The organism is Legionella shakespearei DSM 23087, from assembly GCF_000373765.1.
GTDB classification, from domain to species: domain Bacteria; phylum Pseudomonadota; class Gammaproteobacteria; order Legionellales; family Legionellaceae; genus Legionella; species Legionella shakespearei.
In genome coordinates this window covers 86096-110354 of the sequence record NZ_KB892436.1, presented here as the reverse complement: position 1 = coordinate 110354, position 24259 = coordinate 86096, and the positions used below count along the sequence as shown (strand labels likewise).

Sequence of the window (24259 nt, the reverse complement as noted above, 5' to 3'; positions counted from 1 at the left end):
GACTTGTCCTGAGATAAGTTGTGATGTCTTCTTTGATGAATGTGAGTGGAAGTCTGTTTATGCCGTGCTAAAAAAAGAAAAACCACCCAAAGTCCCCCCCTCTCTTAATGATATGATTATAATGATAGCAAAGCTAGGGGGCTTTCTGGCTAGAAAATCTGATGGATTTCCTGGCCCAAAAGTAATGTGGCAAGGCTTACAGCGAATGCGCGATTTTTCCATGGCATGGATAACATTCCACGCCATGGATGGTTATTAAATAAGTTGGCAATACTTATGTATAAAGATATGTCCTGACGGTCGCGGCTCGGTTTCCGGTGCACGATGAAGTCAATACGAACGCACGAAAACCGAGCCGCGACCGTCAGGAAGCGGAAGTTTTGTTGCGGCACAGAGCCTTATTTGTGTCTGATTTAAATCTATTTTCGCTTCTTTCCGACCTTGATTTTAACGCCTTTAATCGTATTATCGCTGACCTTCAATATTTCAATCTGATAATTCTCTATAGTCAGGCAAGATTCTGCGGGAGGGATATAACCTAAATATTCGATGATTAGTCCACTTAAGGTCCTGGGGCCGATTGACGGTAAATTCCAGCTCATCATACGATTCAGATGACGAAGGGTTAAACTTGCATCAACGATAACCGAACCATCATCCTGTGGTGTAATATCACGGCTTAAAGCAGCAATATCAGTTGTAAATTCGCCAACGATTTCTTCAAGTATGTCTTCCATGGTCACCAGGCCTAATATATCCCCGTATTCATCAACCACAAAACAACTGCGTCGTTTCATCTTTCTGAAATTTAAAATTTGAATGTTTAACGGGGTGGCCTCAGGAATAAAATAGGGGGCATCAGCGCTATTCAAAAAACTGTCAATGTCCAATTTATCTTCCAGGGCTAAATTAAGCACATCGCGGGCATGGATCATGCCGACCAGATTGTCGATAGAGCCCCGGTAAACAGGTAGTCGAGTATGTTGTGCTGTTTCCAATTGTTCGAGAAGTTGTAACCAGGGCTGATCCAAATCAATGCCGACAATATCTGATTTAGGCACCATGATGTCTTCGACGGTTGCCTGTTCCAAATCAAGTAAACTGATTAACATACTTTTATGCTCAACCGGTAATAAACCACCCGCTTCATGGACAACAGATCGTAACTCTTCTCCAGTTAACGCTTCTTTTTGAATGCGGCTGATTGAAATGCCAAACAAGCGTAAAATGCCATTGGAAAAGAAACTGATAGCACGGACAAGAGGGGCAAAAATTTTGAGTAACATTTTTAATGGAAATGATGAGGCAAAAGCAACTTGTTGAGGATAAATCGCGGCCAAAGTCTTAGGAGTCATTTCAGCAAAAACCAAAATCACAAAAGTCAAAAGCGCTGTAGCAACGGCAACACCCAGATCACCATAGTATCTCTGGCCTATTAAGGTTGCGATGGTAGAGGCAACAATGTTAGCCAGGGTATTGCCAATCAATATGACGCTTAATAATCGATCAGGACGAGAGAGCATCTGGTTAACGCGGATTGCCTGCTTGTTATTTTTTTTAACCAGATATCTTAATTTATAGCGGTTGATGGACATCATGCCAATTTCGGATCCCGAAAAAAAGGCTGATAAAAAAATCAAAACAAACAGAGCGATTAACAGCGTAGAAAGATGAAGTTGCACCTGATTTCCTTAGGGTCTGTTGACATTTCATTTTAGGCTCAAAATACCCTTCCCTTTTTTGTACCCCGGAGTTTCAAGCTTGAATGAGGAACTCCGGGCTACACATCGATTACTTGTGTGTCTGGTTAAAACGCTCAACGCTGGACATAATCTCTGCACGAGCTTCTTCAGGACCTACCCATCCATCAATTTTAACCCATTTGCCTTCTTCCAGGTCTTTGTAATGGTTAAAGAAATGCTCCAGAGATAATAATAAATGCTGGGGTATGTCTTTATATGTTTCGACCGATTGATACATCTTACTGAGTTTTGTGGTAGGTACTGCCAGTAATTTAGCATCAACTCCTGCTTCATCCGTCATTTTTAACATACCGATTACACGACAGGGGATTACAGCGCCACTAATTAAAGGCACCGGAGTAATAACCAATACATCGACCGGATCACCGTCTTCAGATAAAGTGTTGGGTATGTAACCATAGTTTGTTGGATAAAACATAGCTGTCGCCATAAATCGATCAACAAACAGGGCTCCGGTTTCTTTATCTACTTCATATTTTACCGGTTCGCCATGCATAGGGATTTCAATAATAACGTTGATTTCATTTGGGACATTCCGACCACTCTTGATTTCCATTAAACTCATTTATGTACCCTTATACTAAATAAAACAACTATTATGCGAAAAATTGCGCCAAAAGGCAAAGACAAGCTGTCGCAATCTCATGAAGGAACTGTATAATATCATTTTTTTAATTACGCTCACACCGAGTATACACATCAGGGTTTGTTATGAATTGCTTATTCTGCAAAATTGCTCAAGGTGAAATCCCGGCTACAATTGTCTTTGAAGATGATGATTTAATCGCTTTTCGCGATATACGGCCTCAAGCCCCAACCCATGTACTCATCATACCCAGAAAGCATATTGCGACAATTGATGACGCTCAGGATGAAGACCAGCAACTGCTGGGAAAAATGATTTTAAAAGCCAAACACTTAGCTAAAAGTGAAGGGCTAAGTGACGCGGGTTACCGTTTGGTTTTTAATGTTAACTCTGGTGGCGGGCAGGAAGTTTACCACATTCATTTACATTTATTAGGCGGACGTCAAATGACTTGGCCGCCCGGTTAGGAACTCTTGCTATGGAACAACTGTACAAAAAATTACTCAAAGAACTTGGTGAAGATGTCACTCGAGAAGGGTTGATTGATACCCCCGCCCGAGCGACTAATGCCATGCGTTATCTGACAAAGGGTTACACTGAAAACATTGATGACATCATCAATGGCGCTTTGTTTGAGTCTGAAATGAGTGAAATGGTCATCGTAAAAGATATAGAACTTTATTCATTGTGCGAACATCATTTATTGCCTTTTCTTGGCAAATGCCACGTTGGCTATTTGCCCAATAGTAAAGTCATCGGTTTATCCAAAATTGCTCGTATCGTTGATTTTTATGCTCGTCGCCTCCAGATTCAGGAACGATTAACTGGTGAAATTGCCCAATGCATCGAATCCATTACTGGTGCGCACGGTGTCGCTGTAGTTATCGAAGCCAAACATCTTTGCATGATGATGCGCGGTGTTGAAAAACAAAACTCGGTGATGACAACCTCTGTGATGCTAGGTGAAATGCGTAGCAATGCTGACAGCCGCATGGAGTTTTTAAATTTAACTCGTTGAACTCGCCTGTATCAATGTTCTGTATAAGAATGTTCCGCCCCTCAGATCTACGTCGTCCTGAGCGCGTCTTTTTGCGTAAAGAAAACCGAGCCGCGACCGTAAGGGAGCGGAAATTTTGGAGATACACCTACAATGGAGTACATCGAACTGTTCCGCTTCCTTACGGTCGCGGCTCGGTTTTCTTAGCATGATGCTCTTTTGTATTCTTTATTAGGGAGTCACAATACAGGCCGCGAAGAGTACAACATTAAGGTAAGGCAAAGTGCCAGTCCATTACTTTAGATAAGCCTTCCAGCATCATTTCTCCCCTTATGCTGTTTCCTTTGTCATTCACTCTTGGACTTAAGACTACAATCCCGGCTTTCCCTGGAAGAACAGCAATAGTATAGCCAGATACCCCACTTTTAGCAGGCATACCGGTTTTAACCATATGGGTCCCGCTTTCATCATATAACCCGCAAGTAGCCATAATCGCCAAGGTAATTTTGCAGGTTTCGGCTGAGATGACCCGTTCACCACTGTCTGGCGACACGCCACCATTAGCTAACAAGGTAGGTAAAAAAAGCATTTGTTCTAACAGCGCTTCATAGGAACACAAAGCAAAATACAAATCTAATGTTTCATGGACATCAGTCCCAAGGTTATTTCTGCTTTTAAGTAAATAGGCGAGAGAGCGATTGCGGTTGCCCGTTCTTTTTTCAGAGGCAAAAACCAGGGGATTAATACTGAGCTTTTGATTAAATAATTTTTGCACCCAGTGTTCCAGCCATCCAAACTGCTGCTCACCTGTTCCTGGAATACGCGAACACAAAGTGATGGCACCGGCATTTAACATAGGATTAGACGGCTTGGGGCCAAATTGCTCCAAACGGGTAATGGAAGCAAAATCATCACCTGAAGGCTCTACCTTAACCCATTCAAATAACTGCTCTGCACCACACTCTTCCAGCAGGCCAATCAAAGGGATCATCTTGGCCGTGCTTTGTAACGTAACCGGATGAAGGGTATCGTTACTATAGGACAGCGGACTTTGACCCAATGCATGTACCGCTATTGCTGTTAGCTCCTGATTCACATTCGCTAACTCTGGAATATAATCTGCTGTTTTTCCTTCCTGATTTGGTTCAGCCTTATGCACCAGATCTTCTAATATGTTTTGCGTTACTAATTTAATAGGCATAATACCGTTCGTTTTAAAAAGGGGCATTATGATAAATTTAGCACATCCAGACAACTCTTTTATTATCTATAAGCTCAATTTGGTAATAAAGAAATAAAGAGGTGATGGCTGGACTGTTGTCACTAAAGATCATAAATTATAAGTACAATGGAGGCATAACAGCAAAAGACGTGGGTTATGCAAGAACTCTATTATTTAATCATGCATCACTATAGGACATAAATATGAATGCTGAAACCATCCTTAATTTCTGGTTTAATGATTTAACACCTGAGCAATGGTGGCAAAAAGATCCTGATTTGGATCGCATGATTACCTCGCGTTTCACGTCCGTACATCACAAGGCCAGTCTTGGTGAGCTTGCTGATTGGCGTCATACTGTATCGGGATGTTTGGCTGAGATCATCATACTCGATCAATTCTCACGAAATATCTTTCGCAATAAACCGCAAAGTTTTGCTTATGACGGCATGGCTCTGATATTGGCCCAGGAAGCTATTCGTCGCGGAATACCTGCGCAGTTACCCACAGTACAGAGAACGTTTATGTATCTGCCTTTTATGCATAGCGAATCAATGGCGATACATCATCAGGCCTTAAAGTTATTCTCAGAACCAGGGCTTGAGTACAATCTTGATTTTGAAAAGCAACATGCCAGTATCATTGAGCGCTTTGGTCGCTACCCTCACCGCAACCTCATTTTAGGCAGGCAATCCAGCAAGGAAGAAAAGTTGTTCCTACTTGAGCATCCTGGTTTTTAAATGGTGCTCAAAGCGGTTTATATTTTCGCTCCCCCATATGCTCGCTGAAGCGTAACATGTACCCTGCCTCAGGAATGGTTTAATCAAATAAAAAAGCCTGTTAATGCCCCAACCGAAATGGCAGGACAATTAACAGGCACAATTTATAGATGCTGATTATTCTTCAGCATCATCACTATGGGCATTAACAGGCTCGGATTCTTCTGCATTTGCAACAGCAGGTGCAGACTCACTTTTAGCAGGCGTTGCGGCTTGTGGCTTGTCTTTCCACTCCAGCTTTACTCGGCCTTGCTTATCAATACCTGCTACGAATACTTCAATGTCTTGACCTTCTTTTAAAACATCTTCGACTTTTTGGGTTCTGTCATTACAGATCTGAGAGATATGCAGTAGACCATCTTTGCCTGGCAGTAAATTAATAAAGGCACCAAAATCTACAATTTTGCTGACTTTACCCTGATAGGTTTGTCCTACTTCGACTTCTGCAATTAATGCTTTAATTTGCTTTTGTGCTTCTTCCAGGGCATCAATGTCTGGAGAAAACAGTTGAACCACTCCAGTATCATCAATATCAATTGACACTCCAGTACTTTCAATCAGGCCTTTAATTGTAGCGCCACCTTTACCAATGATAGTGCGAATCTTGTCTTCTGCGACTTTCATAGTAGTAATTCTTGGGGCATGGCGAGACAATTCTTCTCTGTGCTCAGACAGGGAATTATTCATTACACCAAGAATATGCATACGGCCCGCTAAAGCCTGCTCCAGAGCCTGCTCCATAATTTCATTGGTGATACCGGTGATCTTGATATCCATCTGTAAGGCGGTAATTCCATTTTCGGTTCCAGCTACTTTGAAATCCATATCGCCCAAATGATCTTCATCGCCCAGAATATCGGTCAATACAGCAAAACGGTCACCCTCTTTGATCAATCCCATAGCAACACCAGCAACAGGTGCTTTTAAGGGCACACCGGCATCCATCAGAGCCAGACTGGTACCGCATACAGTAGCCATAGAACTTGAACCATTAGACTCCGTAATTTCAGATACAATACGTAATACATAGGGGAAATCACCTGCTTCAGGCAATACTGCCATCAGAGCACGCTTTGCCAAACGGCCATGGCCAATTTCACGACGCTTGGGACTGCCAACTTGTCCGGTCTCTCCAACAGAGTAAGGAGGGAAGTTGTAATGCAACATAAAGCGATCTCTGGTTTCACCATTAATTCCATCAAGAATTTGTGCATCACGATCATTACCCAAAGTTGCAACGACAATTGCCTGAGTTTCACCACGGGTGAATAAACAAGAGCCATGAGTTCTGTCAAGGAACTTGGTGCGTATGGATATAGGGCGAACAGTTTTATGATCGCGACCATCAATACGTGGTTCACCATCAAGAATACGATTACGCACTGTTGCACGCTCGAGTTCGCCAAACATGTCAGCAATAGCATCAGCCTTCAACTCATCATTTTCTACCATTAACGCAGCAACTGTTTGATCTTTTAATTCACCAAGACGCTGGTAACGCTGTTGTTTATCTTTAATCAGATAAGCAGCTTCAACTTCTTGTTTTGCTACGTCAGCAATACGATTTTGCAGCATGGTATCAACTTCTGGAGCAGTCCATTCCCATCGCGCTTTACCAACCTCTCTAGCCAGCTCTTCTATTGCCTTGATAACAGATTTCATCATTTCATGGCCAAACATGATTGCGCCACGCATGATGTCTTCACTTAATTCTTTCGCTTCAGATTCAACCATTAAAATGGCATCTTTAGTTCCGGCGACAACCAAATCAAGTTGTGATTGTTCCAGATCCTTTCTGCTGGGATTCAATAAATAGATACCGTCTTTATAACCCACACGGGCAGCACCTATAGGTCCGTTAAATGGTACACCGGATATTGCCAGTGCAGCAGAAGCGCCAACCATAGCCAATATATCCGAAGACACTTCAGGATTAAGTGACAGTACGGTAGCAATTACCTGAACTTCATTGCGGAAGTTATCCGGGAATAAAGGACGGATTGGCCTGTCGATAAGGCGTGAAATTAATGTTTCGTTATCGCTTGGTCTGCCTTCGCGCTTTTGAAAACCGCCAGGAATTTTACCAACAGCGTAGAATTTTTCTTGATAGTTTACAGTAAGAGGGAAGAAACCATTGTTTTCTCCACCGTCTTTTTTACCGACAACAGTTACCAAAACCTGTGTCCCATTCATACTTACCAGTACAGCACCATCTGCCTGACGGGCAACTTCCCCGGTTTCCAGCACTAAAGTATGATCACCAAATGCTATTTCTTTTGTAATTTTAGTCACGTAATGTTCCCCATTAAGTAATTTTAACGAAAAAAAAGGCGCAGAAAACTGCGCCTTTTTTTAAACGATCATATGTTTGATGCGTCTCCCAAGAGACTGTTGTAACCTCATCAATCAATAAGAATCTCTCAATCCCAGACTTTGGATTAAAGTTTGATAGCGACCTTGATCATTACGCTTCAAATATTTTAATAGTTTGCGGCGCTTGTTCACCAATTCTTGCAAACCACGTCTTGAATGAAAATCTTTTTTATTTCCTTTAAAATGGTCAGTCAAATATTTGATTCTGCCAGTAATTAAAGAAACCTGTACTTCAGGTGAGCCAGTATCTTTATCGGCACGCTTGTAAGTATTAACAATTTCTGCTTTTTCCGCGCTATTTAGCGACATTATATACTCCTGGAACTAAGCTAAGTATTCATTTAAAGGCGGACATTCTACCAAGGCAAGCAAGACGAAACAAGTGCTGGAAATTAATTTGTGCAAAAAATTTCATATTTTCTTTCCAAACACGGTCTAATTGGCTGATCTTAACAACACATATCTGACAATCTTATCTTAAAACAAAAAAATACCTGTTTAAGAAAGCACAGATAATAACAGCCCCATTAATATCATGATGGGAAAGCAAGCAAGCGTTTCGCTTTTAAATGACCATTGGTTTGTTCACCCAATCCAATAAATTGTGCACCTTCATCATACAGGCGTACACAATTTTCTCCATTAACATCCAACTTATTAACAACTACTCTGCCTTGACGAATAGTAAGCACTTCATCCGCTGACAAAGTAACTGCTGTTAAATAATCAACAGCCTTATCCATAGGAATCAGGCAATCTCGCTTCTGTTCTAAAGACATTTCCTGCAATTCGTCTATAGAATACATCGGCATATTTTCAAATCCTGAAGTATAGCACCTGTGTAAACGGGTTACATGAGCACCTATACCCAAGTCATCACCAATATCCTCAACCAGATTACGTATGTAGGTTCCTTTGCTGCATTTAACAGTTAAGGAAAACTGTTTGCCATCAAAGTGATCCAACTGCAATTGGCTAATTAAAATGTCACGGGCCTTACGTTCAATCTCAATCCCTTCCCGTGCGAAACGATATAAAGGTGTTCCATTATGTTTTAATGCAGAAAACATAGATGGTGTCTGTTTTATTGTGCCCTTGTATCGTGACAGGACTTCCAATAATTGTTCTTCTGACACGGTAAATGCATCAACTTGCGCTATTACCTGGCCAGTAGAATCAGAGGTATTCGTCTTTATTCCTAATAACCCTGTTGTTTCATAACATTTATCTGCATCGAGTAAATATTGGCAGATTTTAGTTGCCTCGCCAAAACACAGAGGTAACATTCCGGTAGCCAAAGGATCAAGACTTCCTGTATGGCCAGCTTTTTTTGCACCAAAGAGATGCTTTACCCGCTGCAGCGCTTTGTTAGAAGTGATTCCCTCTGGCTTATTTACAAGTAGAATTCCGTCTATTGCACTAAGGTTTTTAGTTACTTTCATCATCGTCTGAAGAAGGCGGATTGACTTCATCAATCAGGCGGCTTAAGCGTTCACCATATTCTATTGATTCATCATAAATAAAATGCAACTGAGGAACCGTGCGTAAAGTAATGCTTCTTGCCAATGCACTACGCAAATAACTTGCTGCCGCATTTAAAATGCTCGCTGCCAGTTTTTTGTCCTCATCAAGAATAGTAAAATATATTTTGGCATGCCCCAAATCAGCAGCAACTTTTACTGCTGAGATGGTAACAAAACCTTTTAAGCGCGGATCTTTGACTTCCTGAGGAATTATCTGGGCCAACTTGCGCTGGATCATCTCAGCAATTCGATCAGTTCGTTTAAAGTTATTACTCATAATTATAAATCACGCTTTATTTCTACAGTTTCATATACTTCAATCAAATCACCAGGTTTTACATCGTTGTAATTTTTCACTCCGATGCCACACTCAAAGCCTTGACGCACTTCAACCACATCGTCTTTAAAGCGCCTTAATGATTCCAATGTACCTTCATAAATCACCACATTCGAGCGTAATACACGAATTGGGTTATTACGTTTGATAGAACCTTCCGTAACCATACAACCAGCAATAGCACCAATTTTTGGTGATTTGAATACATCACGTACTTCAGCAATACCAATAATTTCTTCTTTAAATTGCGGTGCCAGCATTCCGGTTAATGCACCTTTGATCTGATCAACAATGTCATAAATAACACTGTAATAATGTAAGGACACTGACTCTTGCTCAGCCAGGCGTTTAGCACCAGCATCTGCCCTCACGTTAAAACCAATCAAAATTGCATTAGATGCTATAGCCAAATGAACGTCAGATTCAGTAATTCCGCCCACACCATTGGAAATGACTTCAACTTTCACTTCATCATTGGATAATTTCACCAGAGCATCAGAGATTGCTTCCAGCGAACCTTGTACATCCGCTTTCAAGACTATGTTCAATACCTTGGATTCTGTCGCTGTCATATTTTCCATGATGCCTTCTATTGACGACTTTTGACGGCGCGCTAATTTTACATCACGGAATTTACCTTGACGGAACAGAGCTACTTCTCTTGCCTTTTTCTCATCAGGAACGACTACTGCTTCATCTCCGGCATGTGGAATAGCAGATAAGCCCAGAACTTCAACAGGAATAGATGGTCCGGCACTTTCAACCAAATCACCATTATCACTAACCAGAGCGCGAACGCGTCCATATTGGAAGCCGGCTAATAATATATCGCCCTTTCGTAAGGTACCACTTTGTACCAATACAGTAGCTACAGGACCTCGGCCTTTATCCAGACGTGATTCGATCACAACGCCCTTGGCAGCACCATCCGTCAGAGCGGTTAGTTCCAGTACCTCTGATTGTAATAAAATGGAATCAAGCAAATCATCAATACCCAAACCAGACTTGGCTGAAATATTAACGAACATCGTATCACCACCCCAGGCTTCGGGGATCACTTCGTGAACAGACAGTTCATTCATAACCTTTTCAGGATCAGCATCCGGTTTATCCATTTTATTAATGGCAACGATAATGGGTACTTTTGCTGCTTTCGCATGCTGAATCGCTTCAATTGTCTGAGGTTTGGCGCCATCATCTGCAGCAACGATCAGAATAACAATATCTGTTGCCTGCGCACCACGAGCCCTCATTGCGGTAAACGCAGCATGTCCAGGGGTATCTAAAAAGGTAATATCCCCTTTAGGCGTACTTACGTGATACGCTCCGATATGCTGGGTTATACCTCCAGCTTCACCTGCAGCAACTTTGGTTCGTCGAATGTAGTCGAGTAAAGAAGTTTTACCATGATCCACATGTCCCATAATGGTAACAACGGGAGCTCTGGATGCTGTGTTGCTGCCTTTGGATATTGATTCTCCCAGCCCTACTTCAATAGCATCTTCTTTAATAACAACTGCTTTATGCCCCATCTCTTCGACAACAATAAGCGCTGTTTCCTGATCAATAACCTGGTTTATGGTTGCCATAGCGCCAAGGCTCATCATGATTTTAATCACTTCAGCCACTTTTACTGACATACGTTTTGCAAGTTCAGCAACTGTTATCGTCTCAGGGATAAGGACTTCTCTAATTATTGGCATAGTGGGCAGAGCAAAACCGTGTGTTAACGATTCCTCGGCTTCTCTGTATTTATCTGACTTTTCAGAGCCTTTACGTTTTTTGAATTTGCTGCGGCTACCCCGGCGATGCGCGTCTTGCTCATCGTCTTCGCGATCAAAAGTTTGATATTTGGGTTTCTTTTTACCCTTCTTAAATTCTGCAGATTCAGATTCGCTATTAGTTTGTTCTGTGTGTTTCTTCTTTCCTGGCTTTTCAGATTTAACTTCTTCTTTTTTGGGTGTTACAGGAGCAGCTTCAGCAGCCACTGCAGTTTGAATAACCTCAGCCGAGGAGACGTTCAAAGAGTCTGCTTCCACTGTAGTTTCGGCAGCTTCTGATTGCATCTCTGGAGCAGTTTCTTCGAATTGTTCGTTTGGAACAACTTGCTCTGTATCTTCAGAAGGAACTGTATCATCGACTGGAGATACTGAATGCAAATCTTCAGCTTCTGTAACTTCTGGTTCAGCCAGGACAACTTCCTCAGGCTCTGGCTGTTCTACGATAGTGCTTCGCTTGACAAAGGTTTTTTTCTTACGAACTTCAATATTCACCGTTTTTCCACTATGGGCATCATGGCCAACAGTAACTTGACTCAGGCTTTTACGCCTTAATGTTATTCGTTCAGGTGCAGCACTTGTATCACGTGCTGAGCTGCCTTTTAAATGATTAAGCAAAATACGCTTTTGATCTTCATTCACAGTCTGTTGATCATCATTAAAAGACAATCCTGCTTCCTGCAACTGGTTCAATAAGCGTTCAACCGGAATACCAACGACTTGAGCTAATTGTTTAACCGTCACATCCGCCATATTTAGTCCCCTTTCCGCAGTGTCGATAATAACTGCATATATTCTATACTACTTGCACCAGATTGGTGTGTAGATTATCAAAAAAGCATGGTTTATTGAAACCATGGTTCTCTGGCTTTCATAATTAAAGCTCCGGCTTGTTCCTCAGAAATACCGTCAATTTCCAGCAGCTCATCTACTGATTGCTCTGCCAGTTCTTCCATGGAAGTAATACCTTTACTTGCCAGTTTATTCGCCAGTTCTTCTGTCATTCCTTCCATTTCTAACAGTGAATCATCAGGAGAACCTGCCAGACCTTTACCCGATGTCAGCGCCATGGTGAGCAAAGTATCATTTGCACGATTTCTTAATTCTTCGACTATCTCTTCATCAAATTCTTCTATAGCTAACAGCTCATCTTTTGGTACATAAGCAACCTCTTCCAATGAAGAGAAGCCATGTGCTACCAGCAACGCGGCGATCTCATCATCAATTTCCAATGCTGAAGTAAACAGTTTTACAATTTTGCCGGATTCTTCCTGATTCTTGTTTTCAAACTCATCGGTGGTCATTACATTTAATGTCCATCCTGTCAGCTGACTTGCAAGACGAACATTCTGTCCGTTGCGTCCAATTGCCTGTGATAATTGTTCTTTCTCGACGGCTAAATCCATAGTATGACTGTCTTCATCAACGACTATAGAGGAAATATCAGCAGGAGCCATGGCATTAATCACTAATTGTGCAGGGTTGTCATCCCACAGAATGATATCAACACGTTCGCCACCAAGTTCACTGGATACTGCCTGTACACGAGCGCCTCGCATACCAACACAAGCACCTATAGGGTCAATACGTCCGTCATTTGTTTTTACAGCAATCTTTGCACGATTTCCTGGATCACGTGCCGCAGATTTAACGTCAATAATGTTTTCGCCTATTTCAGGCACTTCTATCCGGAATAATTCAACCAGCATTTCATTACGTGTCCTGCTCACAAAAAGCTGGGGACCACGTGCTTGTGGTGTTATTTCATATAAATAAGCACGAACTCTGTCATTAGGTCTGAACATTTCGTGGGGAAGCATTTCATTACGGGGTAAAAACGCTTCTGCCTTTCCACCTAAATCAATAATAATGTTGTCACGTGTAACCTTTTTAACCGTTCCGTAAATGAGTTGCCCCAGCTTATTGCGAAACTGGTCGATTACTAACTCACGCTCAGCTTCTCTGACTTTCTGCATAATAACCTGACGCGCAGTTTGGGCTTCAATGCGTCCAAATTCGATAGAGGGAATTACCTCTTCTATACGGTCACCGATTTGTATTGACGGATTACGCTCTTTTGCTTGCTCTAAGGTTAACTGGTGATCCGGGTATTCTAATTCGTCATCATTAACCACATCCCAATATCTGAAGGTTTCATATTCTCCAGTCTTGGAATCCATTTTAATGCGCACACCTATGTCCAATCCAAAAATTTTCCGAGTCGCAGACTCCAATGCAGCCTGAATAGCAAGTATAATAACGTCTTTACTAACGCCTCTCTCATTGGATAACGCTTCAGCAACTAATAACAATTCTTTGCTCATTGTTCGCCTCTCTAGACTGTCAAACTCGCTTTCACAATATTTGATAAAAGTAGTTCATGATGTTCATTATTTATATCCAAAACTACTGCATCTTCTGAAGCAGAGACAATAGTTCCCGATAACTTGCGTTTACCATTTACAGGTTTAAAGGTTTTAACCTGGACGACATACCCTATGTAACGTTGATATTGCCAGCTGCTAAACAGAGGTCTGGGAATTCCAGGAGATGAAATTTCCAAACTGTAATTTCCAGGGATGGGATCTTCTACATCAAGTAAGGCACTAACTTGTTTGCTGACCTCCTGACAATCTTCAATCCCTATGCCTTCTGGCTTATCTATGTAAATTCTTAATAGCGAATGCTTCCCCTGTGAAAGGTATTCACAACCCCAGAGTTCGTATCCCATATCACTGATTGTAGGTGATAATAATTGTACTAATTCATCTTGCATCATAATATTAGCAAACAAAAAAAGGGCGCACACGCCCAAGTCTGTTTAACTGACTTAGATTAGCACAATACCCTATTAAACATAATAAAAAACCCCATAAATGGGGTTCTGATAAAGTGGTAGCGGGGGCAGGATTTGAACCTACGACCTTCGGGTTATGAGCCCGACGAGCTACCAGGCTGCTCCACCCCGCGTCAACTGAGGCCAAGTATACTGGGACTTGGCGTTCTTAGCAAGCACTTTTGTTAAAGAATATAAATTAATTAACAAAAGCATTAATACAAGCGGCTATAAGTGCCCCTGGAAATACTCCCAAATATAATAATGAAAGGCAATTAAGTGAATAGACAACATTATTAGCAGTGCTGATTACTACTTTTTCAGGATGAGCAGGTTGATCAAAATACATTATTTTGACAATCCTCAGATAGTAATAAGCACCAATTACCGTAAAGAGTAATCCCAGAATAGCTACCCAGGTTAATTGGACATCTACCAATGCCTTGAGCACCAATAATTTGGTGAAGAATCCAACTGTAGGTGGAACCCCTGCCATTGAAAACATGACAATAAGCATCATGAACGCAAGCCAGGGATTTCTCTTATTCAGACCTTTCAAATCCTCTATGCTATCAATTTCCATACCTTGTCTGGACATTAGAACTATTAATCCAAAACCAGCAGCAGACATTAATGCATAAACTACAATATAGTACAACGCAGCTGCGTATCCTGCGGTACTGGCAGCCAAAACGCCAAATAATGCATAGCCAATGTGTGATATGGCTGAATAGGCAAATAATCGTTTAATTTTGGTTTGTACAACAGCCAGTAAATTACCCAGGCCTGCTGATAATAGGGCCATCACCAGGATTATTTGTTGCCATTGGACGGTAATGTCAATTAAACCAATCGTTAATAATCTGAATGCCATCCCTAATGCAGCAACTTTTGGTGCAGTACTAATGAACAAGGTTACAGAGCTGGGTGCCCCCTGATACACATCAGGAGCCCACATGTGAAAAGGGACAGCTGCCAGTTTGAAACCCACACCTGCCAGAATAAAGACAAGGGCAAAGGCCAACAGCGTATTTTGCTGTTGCCAATTTACAGCAACAGTATTGGCAATTTCCAATAAATCCAGTTTACCAGTCGCGCCATATATTAAAGAAATACCATACAACAGCATCCCCGAAGCAATTGCTCCCATAACAAAATATTTCATAGCAGCTTCAGAGGCATCACTGTCTGTTCGGCGGATTGCAGTCATGGCATATAGAGGCAATGACATTAATTCAAGCCCAAGATATATGGTCAAAAGCGAATGGGATGATACCAGGATCATCATTCCCAATGTGGAAAACAATCCTAATACATAATAATCACCTGCAGGCATTTGTCGTTCATCAATATAATTTCTTGAATAGATGAAGCTCAATAAGACAGTGAGATAAATGAAAAATTTCATTATATGTCCCACATCATCACTGATAAACATACTGTTTAATATAAGCAGCTTGTAACTGCCAATAAAGAGATAACTTACTCCCGCAGCAACAATTAGGCCAGCACAGGCAGTGTAAAATGCTGCTGACTTGCATTTGTGTCGAAAAAATAAGTCGGCAAGCAATGCAAGACACGCAGTGATTAACACTATTATCTCAGGGAGTGCTACATGTATATTTTCAAGTAATGCGATCATATTGATTAACCTTGCAATGTTACAGTTTTGATTTATCAGCCAATGCCAAAGTATGGCTTACAGTTTGATGTACGTATTCCAGCATGGGTTTTGGATACACACCCATTGCTATGACCATCAGGGCAAGCAATGCATAAGCACTGAGCTCAAAACCGGATATATCTTTTAGTGCAGCTACTTTTTCGTTTGCCACAGGGCCAAAAATAACCCGCTTGTACATCCATAATGTATAAGCAGCGCCAATAATTAAAGTGGAAGCAGCCCAAAATGCAACCCAAAAGCCTGCTTTTATACTTCCGACAATTACCATAAATTCGCCAACAAAGCCTGATGTGCCTGGTAAACCTGCATTTGCCATTGCGAACAACATGAAAAATGAAGCAAAGACAGGCATGGTATTCACAATACCGCCAAAGTCAGCCAAATTTCGTGTATGCATTCTGTCGTATATATACCCGACTCCGGCAAACATTGCACTGGAAACAAAGGCATGGGAAATCATAACGACTATAGCTCCCTCCAATACTAATCCAGCACTGCTCAAGCCTGTATTCTTGGCAATAGCAAATATGGCAAAGCAACCTATAGTCACAAAACCCATGTGCGAAATAGATGAATAGGCAATAAGTCTTTTCATATCCTTCTGGATGATAGCTACCAGTCCTATATAAACCACCGCAATCAAAGAAAGGACAACCATCAATGATGCATACTTGCTACAAGCATCAGGAACAATTGGCAGAGAGAAACGAATGAACCCATAAGCCCCCAGCTTCAACAGGATTGCAGCCAGGATCACTGAACCGCCAGCTGGTGCTTCAGTATGAGCATCAGGTAACCATGTATGCACCGGAAACATAGGGATCTTGATTGCAAAACCAAGGAAGAACGCAATAAAGATTAGTGTCTGTGCAGTCATCGATAACTTGATAGCATAGAACGTTTCAATCTTGAATGATCCGGCTATGTAGCCCATATACAAGAAGCTGGCCAGCATGAGTACTGAACCTAAAAATGTATAGAGGAAAAATTTAATCGCTGCGTAAACACGGTTGTCTGAACCCCAAATACCAATGATCAGATACATTGGGATAAGCGTTGCTTCCCAGAATATATAGAATAAAATCGCATCCATTGCCGAAAATACACCAACCAGCAAGCCCTGCATAATGAGAAAAGCAGCCAGATATTGCGCAACCCTCTTGGTTATACTGTCCCATGTCGCCAGAATGACGATTAAATTGGTAAAAATACTTAATACGATAAGTAACAGAGACAAACCATCGATGCCAAGGCTATAGCTTATGCCTAAGGAGGGCATCCACGGAATCTCTTCGATGTATTGCATACTGAAGGTTTGCAAATCAAAGCCCGAAACCAATGGGATGCATATGATTAAACACAATAAAACCGTGAATAAGGATAAATAACGCGATACGTTAGGGTTGTTATCATCCCCGGTAAAGAGGACAAAAACACCACCAATAATCGGTAACCAAACTAATAAATTGAGCAAATGATGCATACCTTCACCTTATCTTCAGCCCAGTATCAACCAGCACAGAAAGCCTAATAATCCCAATACCATTACTGTTGCATAATGGTAAAGATAACCATTTTGAAAAGCACGTCCCTTGGTGGAAAACCAACGAACCAGACGACCGCTTCCATTAACGACAAGACCATCAATTAATTTTTGATCGCCTACACTATAGAACATCCGTCCCATTCCTTTAGCTCCTTTGACAAAAAAGAAGTCATTGAAGCTATCAAATCCATATTTGTTAAGCAGTATCTTATAAATTACTGATAAATGACGAGCCAGATATGCTGGAATCGATGGAATGGCAATATAACAAACCCAGGCAATCACAGCTCCCGCAACAGTCAGCCATAATGTTAGCGAATGAAGCGAGTGAATAGCACTGGCTAAAGGCGAAGTAACCTCTCTGGACAACTCTGCCAGAACATTATGTTCAGGTAAGACAAAAATAGAAGAGCTCAGTAACGTTGGATTATCAAAGAGCATGGGCATATACAGCACATAACCAAGAATTACTGATGGAACTGCCAGAATAACCAATGGAACCCATACTACCCATGGAGACTCATGAACGTGGCTTAATGTTTCTTCATCCATTCTGGGTTTACCATGGAAGGTCATAAACAGAGAGCGGAATGTATACATTGCTGTCACCATTGCGCCGATCAATACACAGAAGTAGGCATAGCTGCTGCCTGGAATTTCCGATAACTGAGCGGCCTCAATAATGGTGTCTTTAGAATAAAACCCGGCAAAAGGAGGGAAGGCGCACAAAGCCAAACTGCCAATCACGAAAGTCACATACGTTATAGGCATTTTATTCCACAAGCCACCCATTTTTCTCATGTCCTGTTCGTGATGCATACCGATAATCACAGAACCGGCGCCAAGGAATAATAATGCCTTGAAGCATGCATGAGTGAGTAAATGGAACATACCGGCACTGTAAGCAGAGGCACCCATTGCAACCATCATGTAACCAAGCTGCGATAGAGTTGAATAAGCAACAACCCTTTTTATGTCATTCATTACAAGTGCCAGAATTCCGGTAAACAGAGCACCTGTAGCCCCTATAACCAATACAACACTCAATGCTGTTGTGGACAATTCTATCAGCGGAGAAATACGTGCCACCATGAACACACCAGCAGTCACCATTGTAGCGGCATGTATCAAAGCGGATATAGGAGTTGGGCCTTCCATTGATTCAGGCAACCATACATGCAGAGGAACCTGAGCTGATTTACCCATGGCACCAACGAAAAGTAACAGACAAATCACGGTCATTAATGACCAGGAATGGCCACTGAATAATTCTATATTTTGGCTGGCCAGATAGCTGGCACTATTAAATACAGTTGCATAATCAAGACTGCCTGTATAAGCAAAAACAAGTGCAATGCCTAAAACAAAACCAAAATCACCCACTCGGTTTACTAAGAATGCTTTCAGACTTCCTTCAAGAGCAGATTCTTTTTGATACCAAAAGCCGATTAACAAATAAGATACCAGGCCAACACCTTCCCATCCAAAGAACAGTTGTAAAAAGTTATTGGATGTGACAAGCATTAACATCATGAAGGTAAACAAGGAAATATAACTGAAGAAGCGTTGGTATCCATCGTCATCAGCCATGTAGCCGATACTGTATATATGTACCAATAGCGACACGAAATTAACGATAACCAGCATGGATACGCTTAAAGGATCAATTAAAAAGCCAATATTGAATTCATATGGAATTAAAAGTCCACCACTCGCCCAGTTGTAAACCAGTTCATTGTGAGTCGGTAGGGTACCAGAGAAAATTCCGCAGGCTACATAGATTGATAATATCAGAGCAATAGATACGCCAAGGATGGTAACTGTATGCGCACCAACGCGACCTATTTGATTACGGAAAAAGCCAGCAATAGCTGAACCAACCAAAGGAGCTAAAACAATTATCAGACAAAGTTGTTGTATACTCACGATTTTAACCTTTTAAATGATTCATTTTATCTACATCAATATTGCCGCGATTGCGATACAGCAACATGACTATAGCGAGACCTATTGCAGCTTCGGCTGCCGCCACTGTTAAAATAAAGAAGACAAAAACCTGGCCGCCTACTTCATTGTAATAGTGAGAAAAGGCTACAAAATTTGTATTAACGGCTAATAGCATCAGTTCAACACAGACAAGTAGCAAAATGATATTTTTGCGATTTAGCATGATGCCAACAAGGCTCAGGCCAAACAAAATCGCACCCAATATCAGATAATCAATAACAGGTATCATAAAGGGTTCCTCAATTTTATTTCTCAGATTTCATACTGACCAATTTAACTCTATCACTGCTTTGAGTCATAATTTGTTGTGTAATATTTTGTCGTTTGGAACGAACTGCCCCTCTGTGTACCAAAGTGATTGCAGAGACTATAGCCACCAATAAAATGACTGCGGCAAGTTCAAAGGCCAGGAAATAATCTGTATACAAAACCATACCTAAAGCTTCTGTATTGGACACAGCAGTTTGAGTCGGTATTGAGTTATCCTGAACTGGCGCATTGATTAGTTGCGATCCGGAAGTAACAATGTCTGGTGATACCTGAGTAGCTGCTTTAAATGAATCGGCAGGTATCGCTACTAATAAAAGTCCGGTAAGCAAGGCAACAATGATCAGGCCGAAAGGGAGATAGCGAATAAAATGGCTTTTCATACTTTCTATATCAATGTTGAGCATCATGACTACGAATAAAAACAATGTCATGACCGCACCGACGTAAACGAGCACAAGTATCAGCGCAAGGAATTCGGCTTGCAATAGCATCCACAAAACGGAGCTTGCGAAAAAAGTGAGAACCAGAAACAGTACGCAGCGCACCGGGTTGTTCTGGCTTATGACCATAAGTGCAGAGCCTACGGCCAGGACAGCGAAAATGTAAAAAATTACCTGCAGTAATAAATCATTCATAGATTACCCCATTAACGGTACTTTTCATCGGCAGTACGATCTGCCGCAAGTTGTGGTTCCATCAAATCGCCAAGTGCCAGCAATTTTTCTTTAGTCATAATATTCTGACCGCGCTCGCTGATATGGTAATGATGTATTGGGGTTACGACTATAGAATCAACAGGGCAAGACTCTTCACATAATCCGCAATTGATGCATTTGAACATGTCAATATCATAACGCGTAGTACGTCTCGAACCATCTTCACGTTCATCCGATTCAATAGTAATTGCCAACGCCGGGCATACGGCCTCACAGAGTTTACAGGCTATGCATCGCTCTTCACCATTAGGATAGCGGCGCAATGCCAACAAGCCCCTGAACCGAGGTGATATGGGCGTATGTTCCTCAGGGAACTGTACTGTGGTTTTCGTCTTGAAGAAATATTTACCTGTCAGCTTTAAACCAGATAAAAGTTCTAACAAAAGAAAACTGCGTATGTAGTGTTTTAAATATCGATATGCTTTTTTCATCGGCTTCTCTATTAACCATTAAAACCAAGGTTTAACGTGAGTAACAACCATTAATGCAGTTACAATAATCCAAACGATGGTAACCGGAATAAGTACTTTCCAGCCCAAACGCATGAGCTGATCATAGCGGTAACGCGGAAATGTAGCTCTTACCCATAAATACACAAAAAGGAAGAAGCTGATTTTTAATAGCAACCAGACAAAACCTGGAACTATAAAAAATATCTCTTCAAGAACAGAAATTCCATCGAAAGGCGATAACCATCCCCCCATGAATAACAGGGCCATCACGGTCGAAATCAAGATCATGCTGGCATATTCCGACAGGAAGAATAAGGCAAAACCTATCCCTGAGTATTCTACATGGAATCCAGCTACAATTTCTGACTCACCTTCAGCCAGGTCAAAAGGAGCACGGTTAGTTTCTGCAATACCGGCAATCCAAAACACCAGGAACAAGGGTAAAAGCGGAATGAACCACCAATGCAAAATACCGCCTTTTTGTGAAAGAACAATGTCAGTCAGGTTCATGCTGCCAGCTGCCAGCAACACGCCAACAAAGGAAAAGCCCATAGCAATTTCATAAGATACTGTTTGCGCTGTACTTCTTAATGCACCAAACATGGCATATTTGGAGTTAGAGGCCCAGCCTGCAATCAGGACACCATAGACACCAAGTGAACTCATCGCAAATACATAAAGTACCCCTGCATTAATATTTGCCAGTACCATACCTTCCTGGAAAGGGATTACCGCCCAACCAGCCAGAGATGGTGCCAAAGCAAACAAAGGTGCAATGACAAATAAATATTTGTTTGATTTAGTCGGTACTATAATTTCTTTAGTAATTAACTTAATCAAGTCCGCAAAAGGCTGTAGCAGGCCTTTCAATCCAACTCGGTTTGGACCTATCCGTACCTGAATATAGCCAATAACCTTACGCTCAGCATAGGTAAGGTAAGCAACGCATATTAGTAGCGGAACTACTATCACGAGGATTTTAATGATGATCCAAATCAATATGCTAATATTTTGAAGCATTTTTTTACCTATCTAGCGCTTAATAGTTATTGCAGCAAATGAATGGCCTAAATCAACTGTCTCAGGCATTGCGTTTGCTACCCACACAACATCTGCCGCAATACGCTCATCACGTTTTAGCGGCAATGTTATCTCAATATCACCCTGAGATACAGTGGCAATTTCTTCTAAATTCAATCTATCTGCAGTAAGGGGATTAATCCTTATACATGCTGATTCAGAAGCTGCACATAATTGCAGGTCTTTTGCATTTCTGACGATTGGATCGATACGATATAGAGGCCACTCGCCTACACGAACTAAAGACTGGTTAATAACAGGTAATGACTCAGGATAATAGGGTGTGTATTCCTGAGTCATGGTCATTGCAACACTGTCTTTTATGTCTGTCAGAATATCTTCAGTGGAAGTATATTCAAATCCTTTGCAATGCAACAGGTTACCAAGTACTCGTAACACTTTCCACGCCGGACGTGCTTCACCATGTGGAAGCATGGCACCTTTTACAGTCTGCCAGGTATTATCAACATTGATATAAGTACCTGAAGTTTCAGCAAAAGGAGCAATAGGCAAGATCACATCGGCGTAATCGCGCATGGAATCATGGTGGTATGCTGAAAGCATCACCACAAACTCTGCAGCAAGCATGGATTGTCTTGCACCATGTGGATTGGCAAAATCAAATCCAGGCTCCACAGCCATGAGGAAATAACCTTTTAACTTGGCATCTAAAGCTTCTTGTACATCAAGCCCTGGTTCAACTACATTCTTGCCCGCAACAGTACGATGTGGCAACATTCCGGCAATACATGCTCCCGCTGAGTTAGCACCAGTGGTTAACCTTAGTACTGAAGCACCGCTTAACTTTTTAATCACCGAAACCAGGGTCCGTAATAAGGAGGCTTCAGGGTGGTTTTCGCACAAAGCGCCGGTAATGATGCAGGCTTTTTCTTCTTTAAGTGCCTTCGCTGCTTTCTTTGATTCTTTATCAACTTCAAGACCTATCAGCAGCTTTTGTACTTCTTCAGGTAATGTTTTAACATCGGAAGCCAAAGCTAAGGCCAGTTTTGCCAATTGCATAGGCATTTCTAAAGGCGAAATGACTGTGTTGGTATCAAGATCAAAACGGTATTCGAAAGATACTGGGTTGATAGCATGTATTTTCGCGCCATTTCGGAAAGCTTTACGTACGCGCACTCCAGCCAGAGGTACTTCGCGGTCAATATTACACCCAATCAGAATAATAGAATTTTGGTGCTCTATTTCTGCATAAGGCAGAGTACTTACTGGCGTTGTAGACTGATTAAACTGATCTCTGAAATCGGTCTGCTGTAATCGGTGGTCAATATTCTGCACACCAATTTCACGCATTAATTTTTGTAATAAATACATCTCTTCAAGAGTAGAAGAGCTAGAAGCGAAAGCAGCCATTTGTTCCGGGCCATTGTTCTTAATGACTCGGCTGACTCCTTCTGCTGCGAATTTCAGCGCTGTTTCCCAATCAACAGTTTCCCATTGACCATTGCGCTTAATTTGTGGCTTGCTGGCACGCGCTTCGCTTTTTAATCCCAGATAACTGAATCTGTCTCGGTCTGACAACCATGTTTCATTAATTGATTCATTTTCTTTAGGAACCACTCGCATCAGCGTGTTATTTCGCGTATGTAAATAAATGTTTGATCCAAGGCAATCATGGGGAGCAACGCCGTCATGCTGTGTTAATTCCCAGGCCCTCGCAGTAAAGCGATAGGGTTTGGAAGTTAGTGCACCTACAGGACATAAATCGATAATATTCCCTGATACTTCTGATGTCATGCTGTGTTTGACATAAGTACCTATTTGCATGTCTTCGCCACGCCCGGTAGCACCGAGCTCTCTCACGCCAGCTACTTCATCACCAAAACGAACACAACGGGTACAATGAATGCAACGAGTCATTTCAGTTGCGATTAAAACGCCCAGGTCATCATCTTCAACCGCTCGCTTGCTTTCGGTGTAATCAGATTCATCATGACCAAAGCCCATGGAAACGTCTTGTAACTCACACTCACCGCCTTGATCGCAGATAGGGCAATCCAAGGGGTGATTTATAAGCAGAAACTCCATAACTACTTTCTGTGAATGCAGTGCCTGTTCCGATTTGGTAAATACTTTCATGCCATTGGTAATAGGAGTTGCGCAGGCAGGAACCGGCTTCCTTCCATTCTCAACTTCAACCAGACACATACGGCAGTTTGCTGCCACTGACAATTTTTTATGGTAACAAAAACGGGGAATATAAATTCCCGCATCATCTGCTACTTCAATAATCATTTTACCGTTATCTACTTCTAATGTTTTACCGTCGATTTCAATAGTAGCCATGGTCTA

Annotated in this window: 21 protein-coding genes, 1 tRNA gene and 2 pseudogenes; 4 read left to right on the top strand and 20 right to left on the bottom strand. The window is 41.7% G+C overall.

The window, feature by feature from the left end; all coding sequences use genetic code 11:
• On the top strand, positions 1 to 259 hold a 259-nt coding region (locus B094_RS0114975), incomplete at its 5' end, for an IS4 family transposase (RefSeq protein ID WP_018578637.1).
• A gap of 160 nt (positions 260 to 419) precedes the next feature.
• Here the strand turns inward: B094_RS0114975 and B094_RS0114970 are convergent.
• Positions 420 to 1682, bottom strand: a complete 1263-nt coding sequence (locus B094_RS0114970; RefSeq protein ID WP_018578636.1) for an HlyC/CorC family transporter — start codon at positions 1680 to 1682, stop codon at positions 420 to 422.
• 109 nt (positions 1683 to 1791) lie between these two features.
• Positions 1792 to 2328, bottom strand: coding sequence for an inorganic diphosphatase (gene ppa / locus B094_RS0114965; RefSeq protein ID WP_018578635.1), 537 nt, complete (start codon positions 2326 to 2328; stop codon positions 1792 to 1794).
• A 146-nt stretch (positions 2329 to 2474) separates the two neighbouring features.
• On the opposite strand from ppa, the gene B094_RS0114960 reads away from it, so the two are divergent.
• Together B094_RS0114960 and folE are read left to right on the top strand one after the other, a co-directional pair.
• The gene (locus B094_RS0114960; RefSeq protein WP_018578634.1) at positions 2475 to 2816 is read left to right on the top strand and encodes a histidine triad nucleotide-binding protein; all 342 of its coding nucleotides are present in this window, start codon (positions 2475 to 2477) and stop codon (positions 2814 to 2816) included.
• 11 nt (positions 2817 to 2827) lie between these two features.
• A complete protein-coding gene (folE, locus tag B094_RS0114955; RefSeq protein ID WP_018578633.1) occupies positions 2828 to 3367 on the top strand; it encodes a GTP cyclohydrolase I FolE in 540 nt (179 codons plus the stop codon).
• A 247-nt stretch (positions 3368 to 3614) separates the two neighbouring features.
• On the opposite strand, the gene glsA is transcribed toward folE, so the two are convergent.
• Positions 3615 to 4547, bottom strand: a complete 933-nt coding sequence (gene glsA, locus B094_RS0114950) for a glutaminase A (protein ID WP_026254057.1) — start codon at positions 4545 to 4547, stop codon at positions 3615 to 3617.
• A gap of 224 nt (positions 4548 to 4771) precedes the next feature.
• On the opposite strand from glsA, the gene B094_RS0114945 reads away from it, so the two are divergent.
• Complete coding sequence (locus tag B094_RS0114945; RefSeq protein ID WP_018578631.1) at positions 4772 to 5308, top strand: DUF924 family protein; 537 nt, start codon at positions 4772 to 4774, stop codon at positions 5306 to 5308.
• 156 nt (positions 5309 to 5464) lie between these two features.
• Here B094_RS0114945 and pnp read toward each other — a convergent pair whose 3' ends face one another.
• The 17 genes and pseudogenes from pnp to nuoG all read right to left on the bottom strand — a co-directional run bounded on the left by pnp (position 5465) and on the right by nuoG (position 24253).
• Positions 5465 to 7639, bottom strand: coding sequence for a polyribonucleotide nucleotidyltransferase (pnp, locus tag B094_RS0114940; protein ID WP_018578630.1), 2175 nt, complete (start codon positions 7637 to 7639; stop codon positions 5465 to 5467).
• A gap of 114 nt (positions 7640 to 7753) precedes the next feature.
• Positions 7754 to 8029, bottom strand: coding sequence for a 30S ribosomal protein S15 (gene rpsO, locus B094_RS0114935; protein WP_018578629.1), 276 nt, complete (start codon positions 8027 to 8029; stop codon positions 7754 to 7756).
• Between the two features lie 224 nt (positions 8030 to 8253).
• Positions 8254 to 9162, bottom strand: a complete 909-nt coding sequence (gene truB, locus B094_RS0114930) for a tRNA pseudouridine(55) synthase TruB (protein ID WP_018578628.1) — start codon at positions 9160 to 9162, stop codon at positions 8254 to 8256.
• Positions 9149 to 9520, bottom strand: coding sequence for a 30S ribosome-binding factor RbfA (rbfA, locus tag B094_RS0114925; protein ID WP_018578627.1), 372 nt, complete (start codon positions 9518 to 9520; stop codon positions 9149 to 9151). The genes truB and rbfA overlap by 14 nt, the downstream gene beginning before the upstream one ends.
• Before the next feature lie 2 nt (positions 9521 to 9522).
• A pseudogene (gene infB, locus B094_RS0114920) lies at positions 9523 to 11628 on the bottom strand (translation initiation factor IF-2); the annotation flags it as partial.
• 80 nt (positions 11629 to 11708) lie between these two features.
• Positions 11709 to 12111, bottom strand: a pseudogene (locus B094_RS17725) (translation initiation factor IF-2 associated domain-containing protein); the annotation flags it as partial.
• 92 nt (positions 12112 to 12203) lie between these two features.
• On the bottom strand, positions 12204 to 13682 hold the full coding sequence (nusA, locus tag B094_RS0114915) for a transcription termination factor NusA (RefSeq protein ID WP_018578625.1): 1479 nt from the start codon (positions 13680 to 13682) through the stop codon (positions 12204 to 12206).
• A gap of 11 nt (positions 13683 to 13693) precedes the next feature.
• Positions 13694 to 14137 (bottom strand): ribosome maturation factor RimP, encoded by a 444-nt coding sequence (gene rimP / locus B094_RS0114910; protein ID WP_026254056.1) that lies wholly within the window; start codon positions 14135 to 14137, stop codon positions 13694 to 13696.
• A 114-nt stretch (positions 14138 to 14251) separates the two neighbouring features.
• Positions 14252 to 14328, bottom strand: a tRNA-Met gene (locus tag B094_RS0114905).
• A gap of 65 nt (positions 14329 to 14393) precedes the next feature.
• Positions 14394 to 15836 (bottom strand): NADH-quinone oxidoreductase subunit NuoN, encoded by a 1443-nt coding sequence (gene nuoN / locus B094_RS0114900; RefSeq protein ID WP_018578623.1) that lies wholly within the window; start codon positions 15834 to 15836, stop codon positions 14394 to 14396.
• Between the two features lie 19 nt (positions 15837 to 15855).
• Positions 15856 to 17361 (bottom strand): complex I subunit 4 family protein, encoded by a 1506-nt coding sequence (locus tag B094_RS0114895; protein WP_018578622.1) that lies wholly within the window; start codon positions 17359 to 17361, stop codon positions 15856 to 15858.
• Positions 17362 to 17376: 15 nt separating this feature from the next.
• Entirely contained in the window at positions 17377 to 19350 is a 1974-nt protein-coding gene (nuoL, locus tag B094_RS0114890) for an NADH-quinone oxidoreductase subunit L (RefSeq protein ID WP_018578621.1), read from the bottom strand.
• Positions 19351 to 19354: 4 nt separating this feature from the next.
• A complete protein-coding gene (gene nuoK, locus B094_RS0114885) occupies positions 19355 to 19660 on the bottom strand; it encodes an NADH-quinone oxidoreductase subunit NuoK (RefSeq protein WP_018578620.1) in 306 nt (101 codons plus the stop codon).
• 16 nt (positions 19661 to 19676) lie between these two features.
• Entirely contained in the window at positions 19677 to 20336 is a 660-nt protein-coding gene (locus B094_RS0114880; protein ID WP_018578619.1) for an NADH-quinone oxidoreductase subunit J, read from the bottom strand.
• Between the two features lie 11 nt (positions 20337 to 20347).
• Positions 20348 to 20848 (bottom strand): NADH-quinone oxidoreductase subunit NuoI, encoded by a 501-nt coding sequence (nuoI, locus tag B094_RS0114875; RefSeq protein WP_018578618.1) that lies wholly within the window; start codon positions 20846 to 20848, stop codon positions 20348 to 20350.
• Between the two features lie 18 nt (positions 20849 to 20866).
• Entirely contained in the window at positions 20867 to 21889 is a 1023-nt protein-coding gene (nuoH, locus tag B094_RS0114870; protein WP_018578617.1) for an NADH-quinone oxidoreductase subunit NuoH, read from the bottom strand.
• 12 nt (positions 21890 to 21901) lie between these two features.
• On the bottom strand, positions 21902 to 24253 hold the full coding sequence (gene nuoG, locus B094_RS0114865; protein WP_018578616.1) for an NADH-quinone oxidoreductase subunit NuoG: 2352 nt from the start codon (positions 24251 to 24253) through the stop codon (positions 21902 to 21904).
• Between the last annotated feature and the right edge of the window lie 6 nt (positions 24254 to 24259).